The organism is Pseudomonas sp. B6001, assembly GCF_013386015.1.
GTDB lineage: Bacteria > Pseudomonadota > Gammaproteobacteria > Pseudomonadales > Pseudomonadaceae > Aquipseudomonas.
On record NZ_JACAOX010000061.1, the window covers coordinates 1 to 6,256 of the forward strand.

5 protein-coding genes are annotated in these 6,256 nt (G+C 61.0%); 3 read left to right on the plus strand and 2 right to left on the minus strand.

The annotated features are described in order from the left end of the window. The first annotated feature begins 246 nt into the window (after positions 1-246). Complete coding sequence (gene macA / locus HX821_RS31465; protein WP_177037384.1) at positions 247-1,398, plus strand: macrolide transporter subunit MacA; 1,152 nt, start codon at positions 247-249, stop codon at positions 1,396-1,398. Positions 1,399-1,401: 3 nt separating this feature from the next. Further along, the gene (locus tag HX821_RS31470) at positions 1,402-3,360 is read left to right on the plus strand and encodes a MacB family efflux pump subunit (RefSeq protein ID WP_003212489.1); all 1,959 of its coding nucleotides are present in this window, start codon (positions 1,402-1,404) and stop codon (positions 3,358-3,360) included. Positions 3,361-3,485: 125 nt separating this feature from the next. Here HX821_RS31470 and HX821_RS31475 read toward each other — a convergent pair whose 3' ends face one another. Beyond that, the gene (locus HX821_RS31475; protein ID WP_177037385.1) at positions 3,486-4,175 is read right to left on the minus strand and encodes a helix-turn-helix transcriptional regulator; all 690 of its coding nucleotides are present in this window, start codon (positions 4,173-4,175) and stop codon (positions 3,486-3,488) included. 185 nt (positions 4,176-4,360) lie between these two features. Then, complete coding sequence (locus HX821_RS31480; protein ID WP_177037386.1) at positions 4,361-5,605, minus strand: methionine gamma-lyase; 1,245 nt, start codon at positions 5,603-5,605, stop codon at positions 4,361-4,363. A 124-nt stretch (positions 5,606-5,729) separates the two neighbouring features. Here HX821_RS31480 and HX821_RS31485 point away from each other — a divergent pair, with 124 nt between their 5' ends. Next, complete coding sequence (locus tag HX821_RS31485) at positions 5,730-6,200, plus strand: Lrp/AsnC family transcriptional regulator (protein ID WP_008430161.1); 471 nt, start codon at positions 5,730-5,732, stop codon at positions 6,198-6,200. Positions 6,201-6,256: the final 56 nt, after the last annotated feature.

Genomic DNA, 6,256 nt, shown 5'->3' on the forward strand with positions numbered 1-6,256 from the left:
GATGCGGCGACCCGACAAGCCAGCTCCCACATTTGAACCGTGCCCGCTTTAGCTTTTGATTTTGATCTTAGGCACACCGAGCCTAAGCGAGGTGCCGAGTGGTGGGGCAAGAGCGTTTTGCTTACTTTTGAGCTGTTCAAAAGTGAGCCGCTGTAAGAGCGGAACCAATATCAGCCGTTACTAAAAAAACGGATATGTACTCCGAGCCAAAAGCCGGACCAACTTCAACGTCTTCTGTGGTCACTTATGGAAAAGTCAAAGCTTCGCAAAACAGGAATGGCCCTGGCCCTGGCAATCGTCGCCGCCCTGACCATCTACACCGTGCAGGCCCCCGCAGACGCGCCGCAATACCTGACCGCCACCGCCGAGCGCAGTGACATCGAAAACGCCGTCCTGGCCACCGGCCTGCTCGAAGGCGTCAAGCAGGTCGATGTCGGCGCCCAGGTTTCCGGCCAACTCAAATCCCTGAAGGTCAAGGTCGGCGACAAGGTCAAGAAGGGCCAATGGCTGGCCGAAATCGACCCGTTGATCCTGCAGAACACCCTGCGCAAAGCCCAGGTCGACGAAGAAAACCTCCAGGCCCAACGCCGCGCCACCGCCGCGCAACTCAAGGAAACCAAATCCGTCTACGAACGCTACCAGGGCCTGCAGGAGGACGAATCCGTGTCCCGCCAGGACTTCGAAACCGCCGAGTCCAACTACGAGGTACAGCGCGCCAACCTGATGTCCCTCGACGCCCAGATCAAAAGCGCCCACATCCAGATCGACACCGCCAAGATCAACCTGGCCTACACCCGCATCGTCGCGCCAATCGACGGCGATGTAGTGGGCATCGTCACCCAGGAAGGCCAGACCGTGATCGCCAGCCAACTGGCACCGGTGCTGCTCAAGCTCGCCGACCTGGACACCATGACCGTCAAGGCCCAAGTCTCCGAAGCGGACGTGATCCACATCAGTCCGGGCCAGCAGGTGTATTTCACCATCCTCGGCGAGGCCGACAAACGCTACTACGCCAAATTGCGCGGTACCGAACCTGCCCCGCAGAATTTCCTCGAAACCCAGACCGCCGGCACCCCCAAGCAAAACACTGCGGTGTTCTACAATGCGCTGTTCGACGTACCCAACCCCGACCACCGCCTGCGCATCGCCATGACCGCCCAGGTGCGCATCGTGCTCGACACCGCCAAGGCCGCACTGACCGTGCCGGTGGCCGCACTCGGCCCGCGCAATGCCGATGGCAGTTTCCCGGTGCGGGTGCTGGACGCCAAGGGCAAGGCCAACACGCGGCAGGTGCAGACGGGCATCAACAACAACGTCAAGGTGCAGATCCTCGATGGCCTGGCCGAAGGCGACAAGGTGGTGATCGGCGACCCATCGCCTGCCGTGGCGGGGGGCTGATTGATGACTCAGCCACTGCTGGAGCTTAAAGGCATCGTGCGCAGTTTCATGGCCGGTGACCGCGAATTCATTGCGCTCAAGGGCATCGACCTGACCATCCACGCCGGGGAAATGGTCGCGATCACCGGGGCCTCGGGTTCGGGTAAATCCACCCTGATGAACATCCTCGGTGGCCTCGACTACGCCACCGCCGGCAGCTACAAGATCAATGGCATCGAAACCCGCACCCTGGGGGATGAGCAACTGGCCGAGCTGCGCCGCGACTACTTCGGTTTTATCTTTCAGCGTTACCACTTGCTCGCGCACCTGAGCGCGTTGCACAACGTGGAAATGCCGGCGATTTATGCCGGTACGCCGGAAACCGCCAGGCATAGCCGCGCCGGTGAATTGCTGGCACGCCTGGGGTTGTCGGGGCATTTGACCCATCGCCCGAGCCAGCTGTCCGGCGGCCAGCAACAGCGCGTGAGTATCGCCCGGGCCTTGATGAACGGCGGCGAAGTGATCCTCGCCGACGAACCCACCGGCGCCCTCGATACCCACAGCGGCAAGGAGGTGATGCGCATCCTGGCCGAGCTGCACGCCGCCGGGCACACGGTGATCATCGTTACCCATGACCCGAAAGTCGCGGCCAATGCCCAGCGGATCATTGAGGTGCGCGATGGCGAGATCGTCAGTGACCGCGCCAATCAGAGTGTCGGCCTCGACCTGCCCACCGAAGCGCCCATCGAGCCCAAGCGCAGCGGTGCGCGCAAGTTGGTGGCGAGCCTCGGGCTGTTCAAGGAGGCCTTCAACATGGCCTGGGTCGCGCTGATTTCCCATCGCATGCGCACCTTGCTGACCATGCTCGGCATTGTCATCGGCATCACCTCGGTGGTGTCGATCTCGGCCATCGGCGAAGGCGCCAAGCGCTATGTGCTCAAGGACATCCAGGCCATTGGCAGTAACACCATTGATATCTTTCCCGGCAAGAGTTTTGGTGACAGCCGTGCGTCAGCCATCGAGACGTTGTTGCCGTCGGATGTGGATGCGCTGAACCAGCTGTATTACGTCGACAGCGCCACGCCGGTGGTGGGGCGCAACCTGTTGCTGCGTTACGGCAATATCGACCTGGACGCCCAGGTCAATGGGGTCAGCGATCGCTATTTCCAGGTCAAGGGCCTGAAGCTCGAAGCCGGAATTACCTTCAGCGAAAGCGACGCCCGGCGCCAGGCCCAGGTGGTGGTGATCGACCACAACGCGCGCCATCGGCTGTTCGCGCCCGGCGTGGATCCGTTGGGCCAGGTGATCCTGGTGGGCAACCTGCCCTGCACCGTGATCGGGGTGACGGCCGACAACAAAAACATGTTCGCCGCCAGCAAGGCGTTGAACGTGTGGGTGCCGTACGAGACGGCAGCGGGGCGGCTGTTGGGCCAGCGTCATCTGGACAGCATCACGGTGCGCATCAAGGACGGCCAGCCGAGCAAGGTGGTGGAAGAGAACGTCACCAAGCTGATGTTGCAACGTCACGGCACCAAGGACTTCTTTACCAACAACCTCGACAGCATCATGCAGACGGTGCAGAAAACCAGCCGTTCCCTGGCGTTGCTGCTGTCGTTGATTGCAGTGATTTCGTTGCTGGTGGGCGGCATCGGAGTGATGAATATCATGCTGGTGTCGGTGACCGAACGCACCCGAGAAATCGGGATTCGCATGGCAGTGGGCGCGCGGCAATCGGATATTCGCCAACAGTTCCTGGTGGAAGCGGTGATGGTCTGCCTGATTGGCGGGATGATCGGCATCTCGCTGTCATTCGCCATCGGCTACCTGTTTTCGTTGTTTGTGAAAGAGTGGGAAATGGTGTTTTCCCTGGGCTCGGTGGTGACGGCGTTTGCGTGTTCGACGTTGATCGGGATTGTGTTCGGGTTTGTGCCGGCGCGGAATGCGGCGCGGTTGGATCCGATTGAAGCCCTGGCCCGGGATTAGGCCGGGCAGAGATCAAAAAATGTGGGAGCGGGCTTGCTCGCGAATGCGGTGGATCAGTCACACATGTATTGACTGACACTGCGCATTCGCGAGCAAGCCCGCTCCCACATTTGTTCCTCGGTGTTCTAGAGAGTGGCGTTTTCTTCTGTGGAATACATCCACCGCATCAATGAATGCCGGCCACTGATGCCCATCTTGATCGCTGCCCGCTTGAGGTAGCTCTCGATGGTATTGACCTTCAGTGCCAACTGCTCCGCCAGTTCCGGCGCGGTACGCCCGGCCAGCAGCCCCACGCACACCTCAAGCTCCCGGCTGGACAGGGCCAGCCCCGATTGCGCGAGGCGCTCTTCAAAGCGCCGGCGCAAGGTGTCGATGCCTTGTTGCTGCGGCGCTTCGCTGTCCAGACCGCTGGGTTGCAGGGCGCTGATGTGTTTTTCAACCATCGGCAGCAGCAGGGAGGAGAAGTCTTGCAGGATGATCCGCTCCTGCTGGGAAAAACTTTCGCAGGGGTTGGAGCGATACACCGATAGCACGTAGCTGACGTCATCCTTGCGCCGGGTCAGGTGCAGTTGGGCGGCGGCCTGGGCCTCTTCCAGCCCTGGCAGCGGGTCGGTGTACACCGGGCTGACCCCCGTCATTCGCGAACTGCCGCCCTTGCGCGGTGAACTCACAGGCATTTGGGTGATGTGCGTCGCGTCGACCGCCAGTTGGGTGAGGATCAGGTCGTGCAGCATGCGCGGGAAATGCCGGCTGCCGGTGCTGGCGATGACTTTGCCAATGTGGGGGAACAGGTGTGAGTTCATCATTTCATCCATGAGTTTCAATGAGGGCGGCGTACAGGGCAGTGATCTCCATGACTGCCGCCTCGTATGCTAGTACAGGCTTTCGCAAACGGGCCAATGAATGGATCAAATTTTTTGCGGTGCAGGGCGCAACGGGAGAAGCCCGACCTTTTCAGGCCGGGCTATTGATAAACGTCGCGCCTGCCTGTGAATTTACTTCAAGCGTGATGAACGTTGTGTTGCACCGCCCGGGATTTCGGCTTTACGGCACAGGCCTGCAGGGCTTGGGCAACGTCGGCCAGCAGGTCGGCGACATCCTCAAGGCCCGCCGAGAGTCGCACCAGCCCTTCGGAAATCCCGTGGTGGGCGCGCTGCTCCGGGGTGTAGGTGGAGTGGGTCATGCTGGCCGGGTGCTGGGCCAGTGACTCGGCGTCCCCCAGGCTCACGGCCCGGGTGAACAGCTTGAGGGCGTTCATGAAGCGTCGGCCCATGTCGATGCCGCCCTTGAGTTCAAACGCGATCATGCCGCCGGATTGTTTCATCTGCCGCGCGGCCAGTTCGTATTGAGGGAAGGAGCGCAGGCCGGGGTAGGTCACCCATTCCACCAGGGGATGGGCCTGCAAGGCTTCGGCGATGGCCAGGGCGTTGCTGCAATGGCGGTCCATGCGCAAGGCCAGGGTCTTGAGGCCGCGCATCAGCAGGGCGGCGTCCTGGGGTGACATCACCGCACCGGTCAGGTCCTTGAGCCCTTGCAGGCGAATGCGCTGGGCCAGGGCCTGGCTGCTGACGGCGATGCCGGCGGTGATATCGCCGTGGCCACTGAGGTATTTGGTGGCCGAGTGCACCACCACGTCGGCGCCCATTTCCAGCGGGCGTTGCAGGTAGGGCGTGCAGTAGGTGTTGTCCACCACCACGGTGATCCCGGGTTGCCGGTGGGCGATCTCGGCGACGGCGGCGATGTCCACCAGTTGCAGGTTGGGGTTGGCCGGGGTTTCGAAGTAGATCATGCGCGTGGCCGGGTTGATGGCCTCGCTCAGGGAGTTCAGGTCGGTGAGGTCGACGTGGCGCACCTTGATGCCGAATTCGCCGATGCCGTGGTGCAGCAGGGCGAAGGTGCAGCCGTAGAGGGTCTGGCTGACGATGATTTCATCACCTGGGCGCAGCAGGGTCCAGAACGTCGCGGCAATTGCGCCCATGCCGGAGCTGAAGGCGACGGCGGCTTCGCCGTTTTCCAGGGTGGCCATGCGCGATTCCAGCAGGGCCAGGGTGGGGTTGGAGATGCGGGTGTAGAAGTGTCCGCTCTCTTCGCCGGCGAAGCAGGCGGCTCCGTATTCGGCGGTGGGGAAGGCGAAGGTTGCCGACAGGTAGATGGGCGGCACGAGGGCGCCGTGGTGGTCCTGGGGGTCATAGCCGTGATGGATGGCGCGGGTGGAAAAGCCGAACGTGTTGTGTTTATTTTTCATGGTCGGACGCTCCTTATTTCCTACAATGCTATGCTTATAACGGCGGCTGAACGTTCCATAGTTTGCTGGGAAAAGCCGGTAGATTGGGATGAAAAACAATAAAAACGACGTTTTGAGGCAAGATATGCCCATGCATCTGGATCGGACTGACAAGGCACTTTTAAACGCCTTGCAGGGTAATGCGCGGTTGACGGTGGCGGAGTTGGCGGAGCGGGTGTCGCTGACCACTTCGCCGTGTTGGCGGCGGGTGAAGAACCTTGAGGACAGCGGGGTGATCGGCGGTTATCAGGCGATCCTGTCGCCCAAGGCGCTGGGGTATGGGGTGACGGCGTTTGTCAGCATCATGATGGATACGCACTCCCGGGAAGTTGCCCGGGCGTTTGAGCAAAGGTTGCTGGAGATTCCCGAGATTGTGGCGTGTCATAACGTTTCGGGGCGGTATGATTTTTTGTTGGAAGTGGTGGCGAAGGATCTGGAGTCGTTTGGGGAGTTTGCGCGGGAGGTGTTGCAGGGGTTGCCGTGTGTTAAGGAGATTTACTCGAGTTTTTCTTATAAGTCGGTGCGGCCGTTGCGGGTGATTCCTTTGCCGGAGTGATGGTGTACATATCCGTTTCTTCGGTAACGGCGGATTATGGTTCCGCTCTTACAGCG

Bases quoted from the DNA above. Each gene is read 5' to 3' on its own strand.
- macA (WP_177037384.1), top strand. From the start codon at position 247: ATGGAAAAGTCAAAGCTTCGCAAAACAGGAATGGCCCTGGCCCTGGCA.
- HX821_RS31470 (WP_003212489.1), top strand. From the start codon at position 1,402: ATGACTCAGCCACTGCTGGAGCTTAAAGGCATCGTGCGCAGTTTCATG.
- HX821_RS31475 (WP_177037385.1), bottom strand. From the start codon at position 4,175: ATGGATGAAATGATGAACTCACACCTGTTCCCCCACATTGGCAAAGTC.
- HX821_RS31480 (WP_177037386.1), bottom strand. From the start codon at position 5,605: ATGAAAAATAAACACAACACGTTCGGCTTTTCCACCCGCGCCATCCAT.
- HX821_RS31485 (WP_008430161.1), top strand. From the start codon at position 5,730: ATGCCCATGCATCTGGATCGGACTGACAAGGCACTTTTAAACGCCTTG.